We start from the raw sequence: 13,867 nt of genomic DNA on the forward strand, positions 1-13,867 counted from the left end.
GCATCTTTTTTTTAGCACTTGTCCCTAAGGGTCAATTCATTGGTACTTAGAATAATATTATCATCACATAAACATTGATCCGCCCCATCCGATGGAATTTCCAGGATGGTATGGCTATCTGCCGAACCAATAATGGATACCGATGTTAACGCAATAGCCTCATCTACATCCTTATTGGGATTATTTTCGGGATCTTCTTTTATTATATGGTACATTTTAAAACAGGTGATATAATCTACATACGACCTTTCTTCCACAAAATTCAGGATGACGGATTTATGAATTCTCCCCCCAAAGACAATGTCTTTGGAACAGTCCGAAGCCCAAGGGGATAAAAAGTTTTTGATTTCCTGTTGAAGTTTGGCAAGGTGGAACCCTACGTCCTTCCCCTGATGGAGCCTCACATTAAAAGCTACCTTAATTTCCTCATAGATGGGGTTTTTCACATGAAGGTTGGCACAGGGCGGCTTCAGAGCCTCTATAAATGAGGCAATCTGACTAAGCTGATCCAAGCTGGCCTTTGGGCGCAAGGGATCTATCGCATTTTTGTTCTGCACATTGGCGATGATTACCAAGGAAATATGGCCTGGAGCTATTTCACTAAAGTTGGTAATGGTTCCGTCGAAACGAGTATGATTAATACATTTAACCTTGTAGACCAAGGGAAATTTCTCCAAAATAAGGTGTTCGTAGTCCCAAATGGTAATCGCCCTGTTTTTATGTCTCAGTCGTTCGCTTACCCTGGTATAAAACGCTCTTTCCCTTTCCGGGGGTTTCCCATCGGACGAGGCATAGGGTTGTTCCAATTTTTTAATGGCAGCATCCGCATCCTTAAGATTGGCTATAGTACCGGCTTCCAACGCTTTTTCCAAAAATCTTGGGTCGTTGCCTCTATCGTAAAAAGAAGCACTAAGGGCCTGAGCCCTAACAGCGATTATATCACATACGGCATCGGTATCTTTTTCCACACCGGCCTTTATCCAATATAGCTTGGGAGACAATCTGGAATTCCCAGTGACAATGGCACGGGGAATGTCCAACTTCAAAATTCCGGAAGTGAGCAGGCCATTAGTTCCGTCGGACAGGATGGTATATTGATCAAAGTCTTTCCACCCTTCCTTGGTAAGATAGCTCCATTGCACCGTTTGCTTTACCTTTTCCGGGTTGGCACTGCCTTCCGCTACCTGAATAAGCAGGGATAGCGTTTGAGGAGGATGTAGCTTTTCAATTCCTATATAGAGGTTCCCTTCTTCGGTGATCATCGGGAACAGGCTGTTTGAAGGATTCTCCCTATTTACTTCATAATTGCCAAAAGGCATTAAATGAAAAAAGTTTTCAGCAATTTCGGTTTCCTCGGTCGCGGTGACCGTACTGTTTAGATTAATGGTTACCGATGACTTGTAGTAAAGGGATAGGGATTCAATTGTGGGGACATAGGGAGTATTTGGGAGGGTCCATTCGTCCGTATTCTGGATAATTTTGGATTCCAGGGTATCTTTGACATTTTTTTTGGGTGGTAACGACTTTAAGAGCAGGGTATTGTTGCTTGTACTAGTACCATTTGCCATATGTATGGCGTGATAGGTATAGGCATTTTGAAAATCCCTATGCCCAAAATCCATCCCTTTTAGGGTAAGTCTCATAAATCCCTTTGCAAGATTGGGATCATACTCCTCAAAATCCTTACTGTTTACCTTACGGTCTATAGATAAAAGGCCAGGGCTCATATTGGAAATCTTACTCTTTGTTTCCGAATCGGGTAATTTGGTGCTGGTGGAAATATCCGAACCGTTTGTTGTGGTAAAAAGTTGTTGATCGTTGGCAATCACTTCCCATTCCTTCTTATTAAGCACTTCTATCTTGGTCTTAAATGCGGTATTACTTCTGTTATCGGTAGTACCTTCCACATGATAATGCTTATAGTAGCTACTGAAACCCTGTGAGTTTTGGGGAAGATCTACCCATTGGAATTTTAGGGCCAGCTGTTCCAGTTTCTTTTGAAATACTTCTTTGGAACCGATATAAAATTTACTGCCCAAATGAGGAATACTTCCAAAAATGGCCATGGATTTGGTGGGATCCAGTTTACCAAGATCATTTTGGACGATGATATTCTGAATACCAGGGGTCTCCCCTTCCTCCTCTATTTGCACCGTAATTTTTAAGGTCTCTACCAAAATCCCCTTCAATCCCTTATAGGGCGAATTGGAGCTTAGATCGGCTGTATTTATAAGCACCTTTAAAAGGGGCCATTGGGTATCAAAATTCTCCCCGAAAACAATGTCATCATAAGCGACAACGGCAGCCTGATCTACCTTTAGCCGGCATTCTATCAACAATTTCCCGGAATTGGGTCTGGATTCCCGTACGGTTTCTACCGTTGCCAATAGCCATTCTTCCTCCCCGCTGAGCAGCAGCTTAAAGCTTTGCAGACCCAATTTAGAATAGTCCAAGTCGGGCCCATTTGCGTCAATTCCGATTTCCAGGGTAATTCTACGCTGACCTTCCGCTAAAAACAAAATGGGACTGGCAATGGCAAAACCAAGGTGCCCCTCTGGGCGGTCGGCCACTTTTAATCCGGAGGGATTATCCACATCCGTAATAAACGAAGGGCGTCCAAATACCCGCCAATCTCCTTCTTCGGTTTCAATTTCCTCACCTAGCCCATCGGCAGAATTGGCTATTGGGGAACTATATATTCTATGGTCCGTTTTGGGATATTTGGCCTTTCCGTCCCATTCATCAAAAATATTGGCGAATTGGGCCTTTATTGCTACCACCTCGGCCTTATTGATAACGGTGTCCTCATTTAGTTTGTAAATAACATCCGTACCCGTTGTGTCCTTTCCGGCTTTTAGCGAAGTCCCAGCCTTTAACAAATGACTATCCACGTGTTTGGCCAGTTCAAAGATGATGGAAACCTTATCAGGCTCCGCTGGTTTTTCCTTTAATTGTAGTACCTCCTTGTAATAAAATTCCAGATGTTTCTGTGTGATGGTATTGATGTCTGCCTGTACCACCTTAAACATATACAGAAAACCAAAGAACAATGCCTCGTGCGGCCTGGCAAACTGATCTATCCTAAGCTGGGCCAGATACGCTTCCAATGAAAACGTAGCCCAATCCGCTTCCGTAATCTCAAAGAAAGGTGTCCAATCAAAATGTTTGGAGTTTACACTATCCCAGGACGAATTTTCACTGTTATAATATTTAATTTCCGCTGCAAAATTTTGAACAAAGGACAATAGGTCTTTCATACTCCGTTCATCCACGGCCACATAGGATGGAAGCAGCGTATGTAAGGTGCGCTGTTGTTGGCTTGTGCCATCCCTTCTCAAGGGGTTGTTATGAAAGCAATTTTCGCTCATTCCAAAATATTTGTTCCTTCATTTAAATAAAACGGAAATACCAGATTGGATCGGGTATTGCTCGAAATTATGGTATAGTCAAGGGTCAACTGAATAGTACCATTTAATGATTCCTGAACGGCTTCTATTTTATCTACAAAGACCCTTGGTTCGTGGATCAAAATGGCCTTTTTAATCTCCTCCGAGATATAGGTCGCCGTGTTGGTGTCTAACGGCTCAAAAATTAAACTCCTTACCGTGGTTCCGTAGTCGGGCCGCAATAATCTACTCCCCTTGATCGTGGTCAACAAAATGATAAGACTTTCCCTAACGTCCTGCTCGTGTTGCACCAAGGTTGCACCATTGTTCCCCAAGGTAAATTCGACAGGAAATTTCCATCCCCTCCCTAGGAAGCCTTTGTTATCTATAAGATCATTTCCTGTTTTTCCCATTTGCTATCCTATTAATACCGTAAATTCTCCCAATACTATGGTCCCACCATGGGAAGTAGAATCTCCCAATCTAGCTGCAGGCATCCCTCCTATCATTACCGTACCGGAACCAGCAACGATGGTATCCGGCGGCCCGGTACACGTGGCCATATCGCCTACCCTTGCTGCCGGCAGTCCCCCTATGAGTACGGTTGGTTCCCCAGCCGGCAAAATAGGGCCGCCTACATGGGGTACCGTACCCGTTACCATGGGGCATACATGCATATCCGTAACTCTTGCCGCAGGTGCTCCCATTTAATTTCTTCTTTAATTTATTTGTACCAACGAACCTTTTATGGTGGCCGTTCCACTAGAGGTGACTTCTGCTCCGGAAGACCCCTCTGCCTTGAACGCAGCCTGTGCCTTAAGGTTAATGTTGACCCCTTCTATGTTGACATCACCCCCGGCCTTGATATTTACATCCCCAGCGCTGTCCAACAAAATACCCCCACTGTCCAGGGTAACCTTATTGCCGTTTTCGTCCTCGACCTGAATGGCCCCCTCTTCCTCGGACAATAAAATCTTGTTGCCATTGGGAGTTTCCAGAAGGATGTGGTTTTTGCCATCGTCAAAGACCAGTTTCATTTCACTCCTACTTACAAATCCTTTCTCATCGTTTTCTTCCGTGGCCGTGAACGGCGCCGGTCTCGCACTACTGTGTACCATACCGATCACGATAGGATTTCGGGGATCATCGTTCAAAAAGCCTACGATAACCTCATCGTCCAGTTCTGGCATAAAGAAAGTGCCCCTATTGTCCCCGGCGTCCAAGGTGGCAATCCGTGCCCATGTACCTTCCTCCTCGGTACTGATCATGGGGAGTTTTACCTTGATCCTGTTTTCTCCCATGGGATCGTCGTGTACGGCGGTAACTTTCCCTATATGTAGCCCATTAATGGCAGGCAAAAGTGCCGCAGAGGGGATGGCCTGTACGTCATCATAACTCTCGGTCAGGAATTTTGGGTCCAACCCTATCTGCAAGTGGGTATTCCAAGTGGATGAAAAAGTATGACTAACCCCTGATACGTACGCCGTTCCGTTAAAACGATCCCCAAGGCCTTCCAGATTGATCAGGTTACCCGGTTTAATTACATTATTGCCCAAAATCTTAATCCTGCCAACAATTTTCGACAATTGGCTCCTCAACATTCGCGCATTGGTCCACGCTTGTAATTCCGCCGGACTCAAAGCTCCGGTATGTTGAAAATTTAGGGGATCCACACCAATGGTAGCGGACAGTTCCGTGGACGACAGGTTCCCTAGTTCGGTGATATTCTGAGGTTGGTTACCACTGGTTACAACTTCTTGATTGGCCGTATCCCAAGCCCTGGTCTCAATAGCGGAAAACTGGTTTCTGGCATCCATTTCAAAATCGAATTCCAGGATATTATGTCCATAGGAAAGATTGGCCACCGCTTGCTGCCCGTAATCAGGGGCTGCTGTTTTAATGGTCCCATCATCAACCATGGTCAATTGCCCGTTGGTTTCCGCTCGGGTCACCAGAAAATCCCAATCCGTGCAATAATATTGGACCATTTGCGCATGGGTTGTGGGGGTGGTTTCAATCTCGGGGGCTATATCGCCATAATCGTTCAGAATAGCTTCCATAATGTCACTATCCGACATATCCGAAAAATACCTGTTCTTACGTCCTACGGTAAGTTTCACGGCCACGTCCTTGGCTTCTATGGAAAGTTGGGAGTTGGTATTGCCCCCCATGGTTTTGATCCCGTGTTTAATAATAACCCCTTTAAATACGGTTTCTTCTTCTCCCTTATAGCCCATTTTTATTTCAATTTCCTTTCCGGGAATCAGGGTGTTTTCATTGCTGGCCCAAAAATCGGCTTCGGCAACGTTACCATCTACCAATTGGATCTGTGCCGTAGGAATCTTATTGATCGCTTTGGTTACCGCCAAACTGCTTACGGCAAAACTACCGTCCAATTCGGTACCATCTACCAGAATGGTAAAGGAGGGTAATTCGGAACCTGTGGGAATATCTAATTCGGCTAATAGCATAGGACTCACTTATTTTTGGACCGGGGGCAGAATTATTTCCTGCCCTGGCCTGATATTTCTAAAATTTGACAAATTGTTGGCTTTGGCTATTTCCATATAATAATTTGGATTGCCATAAATATTGCTTGCTATCAAAGGCAGTGTCTCCCCTGCTTTAACGATATGGATTTTGGTTAGGTCCGAAGAGAACAGTTTAACAAGTGCTGCCTGGATTACCCTAAACTCATGTCCTACAAAGGTGGCGGTAACAGTAGCCCTTAAGGGTCTGCCAATGGAGCTGAACATGGTATAGTCTACTTTGGCACTCTTTAATTTACAGTTGAAAATAAAAGTTCCCCAAACCAAGGTTAGGGTTCTGGGCTGATGTTCTTCCGGATCCACGTCTCCCGTGAGCTTTAAAAACAATGCTATTTCCAGATCCACGCCTCCCACGGTCTTGGCCACCTCCCCGTTGATGGAATTTACCGAAGTCCCTGTGGCATCAAAAAGAAATTGGAACGTGACCTCCCCACTTTGGTTACTATGATAGCTTTGTTCTTGGCTATTATCTCCTGGCACGCACTGCCCTTGGTAGTTTATGGCGATATTTTTGGATAGTTTCTCCGGATTGTACATCACCGGGTACGGGATAGGAAGTCCCTTCGGCATGCCATTTTTATCGGCATGGTAAGAAAAGATCATCATCTTCAATAAAATCCCGTCTAACAATCCCATTATCGTTCGTTTTTGTTCTTGATCATTTTCAATACTTCATCTACCCTAACCTGATTGGTCTGGGCGGAGGGCGGTGTGGTACAATCCTCCCCGGAAACATGGGTAGACGGCTTTTTGTTTTGCTTATCTACCGTGGTGCGTATTATCAATTCTCTTATCTCGACAGGCATAAGGCTTTCTTTTTTAGGAGACCTCCAAACGTCTAAAATATTGGAAGTTCAGTTCTATGGTTTCAATAACAATTTCGTTCTGCTGTGCCCCAAAGTTGGAAATAGTCCATTTAACCGGATAGGCCTTTACAAAGCTCCAGGACTCCAAGGGCTCATGTTCGGCATTAAGAAGGGTAACCAGTACGTCTTTGGGATCAAAGGAGAAGGATTCTACCGCGTCCCTAAACCATGCGATCAGCTTTGATCCAATCAACAATCCCCTTTTTAGGACGAGTTTTTCATAAGTGATCCTATCGGCCAATCTATGGACAAAACGATTTTCTCCTCCTTCGTTATAGGTAAACTCGCCAACGCTGACATTTAATCCGGATACCTCCTGGAAACGAATATCATTCCCATCGGATGTAATTCCTTCAATGTCTACCCTAAAATGAAAACCGACCGGTGGATAGTAATTTGCCATACTGTCTATACGAATTCTATATTAAGTCCCTCATGGCAAAGCTCGATGGTTTCTACAGCCACCTCATTCCCCGTGGAATTAAGGGAAGGCCCTTCCACCTTGCATGGCCAGGCAGATTTTACCTTCCATACCGTTACGGGCTCGTGTTCTTCGTTTAATAGGCTGATGGTGATATCTCTCCGTTCTATCTGGTTTAAGGCAACCGTATTGAGCCATTGGAAAAATTCGTTGTCTGCCCTAAAAATTCCTCTCTTTAGGGTGATGTTGGAATATTGGGGAATACCGGGCATTTTGGTGACATGGTATTCGGCAGCATTACCTTCTCTATAGTCTATGGATTGAAGTTCCACCGACAATCCGGACACCTCTGTAAATCCAATGCGTGTTCCGCCCCATTCTACTTGAAAATGAAATACCGAAACGGGATAGTTGATAGCCATAATGTGTTGATTTAATGATTATTGTTTTATTTTTTCTATTAAGACTCTTGAAGTTTATGGGAAAATTTCAGGATGATGAATTCCGCAGGCCTTACAGCTGCAAGTCCAATTTCGATATTCATCCTTCCCTCTAAAATATCCTGGGCAGTCATGGTTTCGCCCAGGCCTACCTTTACAAAGAAGGCCGCTTCCGGTTTTGCCCCTGCCAAGGCCCCTTCGCGCCAGAGACCAGTAAGGAAGTTATCTATCATCGCCTTCGTCCTTACCCAGGTCAGTTTGTTATTGGGTTCAAAAACAACAAATTCGGTTGCTTTCTTTACCGATTCTTCAATAAATATATACAGCCTTCGTACTGGTACATAGCGCCATTCGTTATCATTACCGGCCAGGGTCCTAGCACCCCAGATCAATATTCCTTTCCCGGAGAAAGCTCTAATTACATTGATGGATTTTCCGGTGGAGGGGTCTACATTTAAATTATCCTGCATTTCATTGGTCACCAACACTTTTGGAGCCAGGACCGAAATGAGTCCCACATTGGCAGGGGCTTTCCACACTCCCCTTTCCGCATCTACCCGGGCATAGGCCCCGGCAATAGCCGAGGAAGGAGGAAGATCTACATACAACTTCCCTATTTCGGCGACTACGGACCTATAGATACTGGGGTTGGCAGCCTCAAGACCGGTCATTAATCCACTAAAGTCCTCTGCTCCGCCTGGTAAGGCACTCCCCGTGCCACCGTCCTCCTGTAGGTGACTAATGGTTACGGTGTCTTCTGCATACCCATGGTTTAGGGTCGTTTTTAGGTCTGGGCCGTAAGTAGCTCCATATTTTAAATAATTCATGCCCAGAGCACCTCTGTACGTTTCTATCTGGGTAGTATCGGTTATATCCCCTTTAAAATCGGCAATGGTAAACCTATCCTGTACTTTGTTGCACAGGCTAAGCGCTGCTACCACTACCAAACCGTATTCCCCTGGGGTTCCCAATTTGGTTGCTTCTGGAAATACCAACAACGTAGGTTCGTCCACTTTTTCGATAGCGGTGATACCACCAGTTAAACCACCTGCCACTGTGGAAACCGATCCATCCCCCACTATAATGGGATCGGTATAGCTTCCTACGGAGACCACATGACAGGGTCCGCCCCCATTGGCAAAATAAAGGTTCATACTGTGGTAGAGGATGTAATTGGAGGCCGCCCCCGTTAATACCGAGGAGAACTTCCGTTCCAAAAGAACATCAGAAGCATCAAAAACATCCCTAATATTTACAGTAATATCCTGTCCTACAGGACCTCCGAAAATTTCAACATACTCCAACATGGAGGTAATCCGTTTTGGCCTAAAGAGAAGACTGTTACCATCCTGGTCGGTGGTAGCTTCCGTATACCCTATAAACGCGGGAATAGCGGTAGCAACTGGCGCAATGGAGGCCGGTAGGGTCGAAATTTCTTCAATATAGACTCCGGGTGTGTTATAGGTAGGCATAATGTTATGTTTTTATATATTATGTTATGATTCTTGTAGTTTATGGGAGAATTTAAGGATGATGAATTCTGCAGGTCTTACTGCTGCCACCCCTATTTCTATATTCATCCTTCCCTCCAGAATATCCACGGCTGTCATGGTCTCCCCAAGTCCAATTTTCACGAAAAAAGCGTGTTCCGGTTTGGCACCTGCCAAGGCCCCATCCCGCCAAAGTTGGGTAAGGAAGTTTTCTATCATGGCCTTGGTCTTCACCCATGTAGGTTTACTATTGGGCTCAAAAATGACAAATTCCGTAGCTTTCTTAATGGACTCTTCCATGAAGTTGTAAAAGCGTCTTACCGGAACATAACGCCATTCATTGTCGTTACCGGCCAGGGTCCTTGCCCCCCAAACAATGTTTCCCTTTCCATTAAAAAATCGGATTGCATTGATGGATTTTCCGGTAGTGGCATCCACGTTAAGATCTCCCTGTTCCGCGGCGGTAACCTGGATGGTAGGTTCCTTTACCAGATTCACACTTACGTTGGCCGGTGCCTTCCACACTCCTCTATCCCTATCCACTGCAGCATAAATACCTGCTATGGCGCCACAGGGATACAGGGTAACCTTGTGTTTCTGAAGTTCTTTCTTTATCCGATTGTACAAGTTGGTATCCAGGTACTGATCAACCCCGCCTTCCAGTTCGGGCCCTGAGATAGAAGCAGCAATTCCGGTACCGCTATCGGTGTAATTAATCGCAATACCATTGCCCGCAGCACCGGACGCAGTGGCTTGGATTACTACGACTGCCCCGTTATTTATGGCACTTACATTGGGAAGTGTATCTATTTGTGCGGCCAAAAGACCTGCGGTGGCGCTGGCGTCCCCCCCTTTTGTGAACTCTGTCCCTTCCGTAAAATCCGTTCCGTCCACGGTAAAAACATCACCGTCTATACTCGTATTGTCCAATACGGTTATGGTGGCCGAAGCCGCCTTGGAAATGGCGGTGGTACCGTCGGATTCCAGGCCGGAATTTATGTTGCTCAGCATTTTACCATTCCAAAGGGCCGCATTGGGCGCAGTGGTAGTATCCACGATCTGGACCTTGTCTTCATCAAAGGAAAATTCGATTAAGGTATGCAAGGATGGATAATAGGCCGCAGCGTATTTTAGGTAATCCGGGCCTACATTATCATTTCTAAAATTGTTCCCGTCGTTAAACACCGTAGAGGAAACATCCGCTTCCACATCCAGTATCGCAAACCGGTCCTGTAGTTTATTACACTGTACCAGCATAGTATCGAACAACGGCTTTCTATCGGTATCGGATAAGGCCATGGCTTCTGGTATGGTCAGGAGGGTGATCTCATCTATTTCCTCACAGACATTGAGTCCGGCCAGGAGAGCCGCATCATCTATGGCTATGGCATCTATTTCCGTTGGCATGGTGGTAGGATCGGATTCGTCTATCTGGGTATAGGTACCCACGGAAACCACATAACAGTTACCACCGCCGTTAGCGTAAAACATGCGTACCTGATAGTACAACACGTAGGGGGATTCATTGGCTCCAATACTGGAAACGCTAAGCCCCACTTCCGTTTCCCCGCTGGGCGGATCGGTTATGGATGCGCTGTAATATTCTTGAAAGGGCCCACCAAAATGCGCTATAAATTCGAGCATAGAGGTTATTCTTACGGGAGTTCTAGTGGTTGCTGGATCAATTGCAACATTATCTACAATTGCTTTTTCCGTATAGCCAATAAATGCAGGGACGGCCGTAGCTACAGGTGCTACCGATGCTGGAAGCGTACTAATTTCCTCAATGTATACGCCGGGTGTTTTGTAATCTGCCATAATTTTGATTCTCTTTAAATGAATACAAATATTTCTTTCTCGATCACTCCTCCATTATCTTTCTCCACGGTGTTAATGGGTGGATTGGATAGGTGGGCGACTACTTTTTTGTCGGAAGGTTTGAGAACAAGTTCCACGTTTAGCTTGGGATCCTCAAAGCTTGGGATTTCAGCACTGGATTTAAAGACGACCGTATGAAATCCCTTTACTTTAATATCGGTTCGCGGTTCAGTACCGTCCAGGTTAAAATCTACATGGGTATACGGGGCACCGCCCCCGGTAGGGGAATCCTCAATGGTGAGACTGGATGTATTGAGTACATCATCATAATCCAATTGAGTTTTGGTTTTGTTGACAATAAAATACTTCCAAATAGCCGTTTTACGTTCAAAATTTAGTCGATAATACTCGGTAGCCCCATAAAGGTGGCCCGTGGCCGAATCGTAACGGATGTCTACCACCCCCAATACACCTTGTTGTAGGGCCTCATTGTCTACAAGCACGGTTTCTTCCCTTAGGGTTGTTGCATCTGCATCGTTCCTAATGGTAATGGTATAAATGCCATTGGGTTTATTCCTTAGATCTACCTGCTGGTGAAATTTCTTATTGTCGTCCCTACTAAGGTTCAATATGGTAGGTAAATCGTTGCCCTCCTGATCCTTGCCCACCGATATTAAATTCCCATTTTGATCGGTCAGCTTAAACTTAGTTTTGGTATGGGTAGTGGTCAATGAAAAAGAGTAAGTAAATAGAGGGGAAAATGCCTTGCCGATCAAGCTATGGGTAAGTAGCTCCGGAGTATCGGGGTGGGTGCTGGCATTGGCGGGATTGTTGGTAAAGTAGAGTTTGTTGCCCACTTCGTATTTCTTTACACCATCCAGGTTGGTGATATTAAAAAACTCCTCGCTGTTTTCTAAGGTTAGGTAGTATCTAAAAACAACATCCTTCCCCAGATCAATAAAGGGAGAGGTCTTATCTGCGTCTGCCTTAAAAAGAACAATGGCATCATTGCCAAGTGTCCTGAACAACATTTTCCCATTTCGGGTCAGCACAGCAGTAGTTGTGTCCGGTTTTAGCACAAGAGATTTGTGGACACCATTTTTATAGAAATTGTGCTGCATGGATACTGAAAACAGTCTGTTGTATTTTGTGGTCACAGCATTTTGTTTTTGGCCAGGAGGTCAATTTCCTCAATGGGAAGGGCATCACTGATCAATTCATCCTCCTGAATGGTAATCATTCTCACTTTGTACAATACCGAGGGAAGGTATTTGGTACCCAGTACACTCCAGAAGTTGTACATCTGCTCAAATGAGGAGGAGTACAGCTCCAGAATTATTTTTTTAATATTAGGATCTTCGGCGGCCATAACAGGAGTATTGTCCTTGGTAAAAACGTTTTTGGCCTGAAAGAAGGAGATTACATAGGATAACTGCTTAAGCCCCTCATAGTAATCATCCGTAGGGTCGGTTTGACTTTGGTTCTGAAAGTTGGCGGAAATTAGGATATAGAGATTTAATTTTAATTCGGGATTTCTGTATTCTACCGTTCCATCGGCATTGATAAATGTGGCATTTTGTTCCTTAAATACTTTTTCCTCCTCAATATTCACCAAGGACAGTCCAAGGGATTTATCCGGAATAGCAATGCCAGCCTCACCGGATACATGTGTTAGGAACACCTTTTCCTCATCAAGATTATTTTTGATCTTTAGATAGTCATTAATAGACCTGGTTAACAGCTTTAAGGTTGAATGTATCATAATAGGTACATAAAAAATTAAATAAATCCGTGGGGGACGGGTAGGGAGAAAGTAGCATTGACGGCAAAACGAAAATCCCATAAATCTTCCTTTTGAGGAATCGATCAATGAAATAACCGACAGTAATTGATGCTGTGTGCCACTATCATCTGGGAGGAGGATAGACCGAATCTTTCGATTCACTAAGAAAGATTCTAATTTTAAGCTTATAAATCAATCCCCATTTTTAGGGATTTTACCATCTGTTTTCTTAATTTCATAAAATGACCATGGGGGTCCTAATTGGTCAGATAAATGCTGCCGCTTTTTTAATTAAGTGCGCGGTATTTTTCACTTTAAATTTTTCGATTAAATTCTTCCTATGTGAAACTACGGTATGATTGCTTATAAAAAGCTTATCGGCAATTTCTTTGGAAGAGAAGCCATTGGCTATATGTTCTAACACCTCTTGTTCCCTTCCCGATATTTGGAGGTTATTTTTATTGGATATGGAAGGGTTGTTCAGGTTATAAGAAGCATGAAAAAAATTTTCGATCTCTTCCTTTACAGAAACATCAAAAACATAGTTAACCGCGATCTTCCGATGAATTATGTCGTATAAATGAATTTCGTGCTTCACACAGATTTGTTTCCCCTCCAAGGACGCAATATGATATTTGAGCACCAGTGGGGATTGGGGTTTGGGAGTAATCAAATAGCTGGTTATAAGCTCCTTAACACACCCCACCTCGTCCAAATCGATCTTTGAGAACCAATAGCCCCACCCATCGTCCCACAATTTGTAGAAGTCATCGGAAAAAATTGATATGCAACGGGGATTACAATAAAGGAAAAGGGCCTTGTCCATAAGGTAGATACCTACCATTGCATTCTTGGAGCGTTCACAGACCTCTACAATTTTAGCAATTCTTACCATCAGTTCATCTTCACAGATGGCATTTGGGTTTAGACAGGTGTTGATGTCTGATAGTTTCATTTTGCTGGGGTATGTATCTTAAGATAAACAACATTTAAGGAACGGAAGTATTGTTTTGTATATATGGTCGCAAATTCTGTATAAATGATCCCGTAAACCGATTCATTTACTTCCCTCATTCCTTATGGATATCCTGCATTGGGAAAAATTATTTTTTTC

At 44.2% G+C, this 13,867-nt stretch carries 13 protein-coding genes; all 13 read right to left on the reverse strand.

Features of this window, described 5'->3' with window-relative positions; genetic code table 11:
* Positions 1-11: 11 nt before the first annotated feature.
* A complete protein-coding gene (locus F1E73_RS04975; protein ID WP_150451282.1) occupies positions 12-3,368 on the reverse strand; it encodes a baseplate J/gp47 family protein in 3,357 nt (1,118 codons plus the stop codon).
* Positions 3,365-3,799: a GPW/gp25 family protein gene (locus tag F1E73_RS04980; protein ID WP_150451283.1), complete on the reverse strand. Its 435-nt coding sequence runs from the start codon at positions 3,797-3,799 to the stop codon at positions 3,365-3,367. Before F1E73_RS04980 ends, F1E73_RS04975 begins: the two co-directional genes overlap by 4 nt.
* A gap of 3 nt (positions 3,800-3,802) precedes the next feature.
* Complete coding sequence (locus F1E73_RS04985; protein WP_086476329.1) at positions 3,803-4,093, reverse strand: PAAR domain-containing protein; 291 nt, start codon at positions 4,091-4,093, stop codon at positions 3,803-3,805.
* Positions 4,094-4,105: 12 nt separating this feature from the next.
* Positions 4,106-5,857, reverse strand: a complete 1,752-nt coding sequence (gene vgrG, locus F1E73_RS04990) for a type VI secretion system tip protein VgrG (RefSeq protein WP_150451284.1) — start codon at positions 5,855-5,857, stop codon at positions 4,106-4,108.
* A gap of 9 nt (positions 5,858-5,866) precedes the next feature.
* Positions 5,867-6,571, reverse strand: a complete 705-nt coding sequence (locus tag F1E73_RS04995) for a CIS tube protein (protein WP_086476331.1) — start codon at positions 6,569-6,571, stop codon at positions 5,867-5,869.
* The gene (locus F1E73_RS17570; RefSeq protein WP_191088986.1) at positions 6,571-6,741 is read right to left on the reverse strand and encodes a DUF5908 family protein; all 171 of its coding nucleotides are present in this window, start codon (positions 6,739-6,741) and stop codon (positions 6,571-6,573) included. The genes F1E73_RS04995 and F1E73_RS17570 overlap by 1 nt, the downstream gene beginning before the upstream one ends.
* A 13-nt stretch (positions 6,742-6,754) precedes the next feature.
* Positions 6,755-7,204 (reverse strand): phage tail protein, encoded by a 450-nt coding sequence (locus F1E73_RS05000; protein ID WP_086476332.1) that lies wholly within the window; start codon positions 7,202-7,204, stop codon positions 6,755-6,757.
* Positions 7,205-7,209: 5 nt separating this feature from the next.
* Positions 7,210-7,638: a phage tail protein gene (locus F1E73_RS05005; protein ID WP_086476373.1), complete on the reverse strand. Its 429-nt coding sequence runs from the start codon at positions 7,636-7,638 to the stop codon at positions 7,210-7,212.
* A 44-nt stretch (positions 7,639-7,682) separates the two neighbouring features.
* Positions 7,683-9,134 carry a phage tail sheath family protein gene (locus F1E73_RS05010; protein WP_086476333.1) on the reverse strand — a complete coding sequence of 484 codons (1,452 nt, stop codon included), beginning with the start codon at positions 9,132-9,134 and terminating at the stop codon, positions 7,683-7,685.
* 24 nt (positions 9,135-9,158) lie between these two features.
* Positions 9,159-10,970, reverse strand: coding sequence for a phage tail sheath family protein (locus F1E73_RS05015; protein ID WP_150451285.1), 1,812 nt, complete (start codon positions 10,968-10,970; stop codon positions 9,159-9,161).
* Between the two features lie 14 nt (positions 10,971-10,984).
* Positions 10,985-12,127: a hypothetical protein gene (locus F1E73_RS05020; RefSeq protein ID WP_140157721.1), complete on the reverse strand. Its 1,143-nt coding sequence runs from the start codon at positions 12,125-12,127 to the stop codon at positions 10,985-10,987.
* Complete coding sequence (locus F1E73_RS05025; protein WP_176328456.1) at positions 12,124-12,732, reverse strand: DUF4255 domain-containing protein; 609 nt, start codon at positions 12,730-12,732, stop codon at positions 12,124-12,126. The genes F1E73_RS05020 and F1E73_RS05025 overlap by 4 nt, the downstream gene beginning before the upstream one ends.
* A 286-nt stretch (positions 12,733-13,018) precedes the next feature.
* A complete protein-coding gene (locus F1E73_RS05030; protein WP_223883359.1) occupies positions 13,019-13,708 on the reverse strand; it encodes a response regulator transcription factor in 690 nt (229 codons plus the stop codon).
* Between the last annotated feature and the right edge of the window lie 159 nt (positions 13,709-13,867).

Origin of the sequence: Arenibacter lacus (assembly GCF_008711145.1) — a bacterium.
Lineage (GTDB): Bacteria > Bacteroidota > Bacteroidia > Flavobacteriales > Flavobacteriaceae > Arenibacter > Arenibacter amylolyticus.

Excerpts from the sequence above, each read along its gene's own strand:
- F1E73_RS04985 (WP_086476329.1), bottom strand. The coding sequence starts at position 4,093 with ATGGGAGCACCTGCGGCAAGAGTTACGGATATGCATGTATGCCCCATG.
- F1E73_RS05025 (WP_176328456.1), bottom strand. The coding sequence starts at position 12,732 with ATGATACATTCAACCTTAAAGCTGTTAACCAGGTCTATTAATGACTAT.
- vgrG (WP_150451284.1), bottom strand. The coding sequence starts at position 5,857 with ATGCTATTAGCCGAATTAGATATTCCCACAGGTTCCGAATTACCCTCC.
- F1E73_RS04980 (WP_150451283.1), bottom strand. The coding sequence starts at position 3,799 with ATGGGAAAAACAGGAAATGATCTTATAGATAACAAAGGCTTCCTAGGG.
- F1E73_RS04975 (WP_150451282.1), bottom strand. The coding sequence starts at position 3,368 with ATGAGCGAAAATTGCTTTCATAACAACCCCTTGAGAAGGGATGGCACA.
- F1E73_RS17570 (WP_191088986.1), bottom strand. The coding sequence starts at position 6,741 with ATGCCTGTCGAGATAAGAGAATTGATAATACGCACCACGGTAGATAAG.
- F1E73_RS05010 (WP_086476333.1), bottom strand. The coding sequence starts at position 9,134 with ATGCCTACCTATAACACACCCGGAGTCTATATTGAAGAAATTTCGACC.
- F1E73_RS05015 (WP_150451285.1), bottom strand. The coding sequence starts at position 10,970 with ATGGCAGATTACAAAACACCCGGCGTATACATTGAGGAAATTAGTACG.
- F1E73_RS04995 (WP_086476331.1), bottom strand. The coding sequence starts at position 6,571 with ATGGGATTGTTAGACGGGATTTTATTGAAGATGATGATCTTTTCTTAC.
- F1E73_RS05030 (WP_223883359.1), bottom strand. The coding sequence starts at position 13,708 with ATGAAACTATCAGACATCAACACCTGTCTAAACCCAAATGCCATCTGT.
- F1E73_RS05000 (WP_086476332.1), bottom strand. The coding sequence starts at position 7,204 with ATGGCAAATTACTATCCACCGGTCGGTTTTCATTTTAGGGTAGACATT.